1 protein-coding gene is annotated in these 845 nt (G+C 28.9%); it reads left to right on the top strand.

What is annotated here, in order from left to right; genetic code table 11:
• Nucleotides 1-174: 174 nt before the first annotated feature.
• Nucleotides 175-845, top strand: a 671-nt coding sequence (locus tag AC1DTM_RS29430; RefSeq protein WP_477001583.1) for a response regulator transcription factor, incomplete at its 3' end; no start/stop codon positions are given.

Raw genomic sequence — 845 nt, 5'->3', positions numbered from 1 at the left:
TTTCAGTATAATGTGGAGTTTAAATATCCTTCTTATTTTATATTCGTTATGAATGTTTTAATTCCTTTTTAATACGATACATGAAATTTTATGTAGAAACATTACTACAAAATACATAAATGTTTGATATTATAGTAATGTTGATTAATTGTAAGGAAAGGAACTAACTATAAAATGAATAAAAACATATTAATTATTGATGATGATAAAGATATTGTAGAATTACTGGCTGTTTATTTACGAAATGAAGGCTATAACATTTATAAAGCTTATGATGGTGATGAAGCATTACAAATGATATCTACATATGAAGTTGACCTTATGATTTTGGATATTATGATGCCCAAACGAAACGGATTGGAAGTTTGTCAAGAAGTGCGTGAAAATAATACTGTACCTATCCTTATGCTTAGTGCAAAGGCTGAAGATATGGATAAAATTTTAGGACTTATGACCGGCGCAGATGATTATATGATTAAACCATTTAATCCACTAGAATTAGTGGCTAGAGTGAAAGCTTTATTACGAAGATCCTCTTTCCAAAATGCTACTTCCCAAAAGAATGAAGATGGTATTATTCGTATTCGTTCTGTTGAAATACATAAACATAATCATACTGTTAAAGTAAATGGAGAATATATTAAACTCACATCTATTGAATTTGATATTTTATATTTACTTACGAGTAATACAGGAAGAGTCTTTAGTTCCGAAGAAATTTTTGAACGCGTTTGGAATGAAGATGGTTATGGTTCAAATAAAACTGTGATGGTTCATATTAGTAATTTGCGGGATAAACTTGAAACAGTAATGAATGGAGAAAAGTTTATTCATACTGTTTGGGG

The sequence above is a fragment of the Bacillus sp. P4_D3 genome, assembly GCF_056401855.1.
Note: the sequence above shows the minus strand (reverse complement) of the source record. Positions and strands in the feature narration are given on the sequence as shown.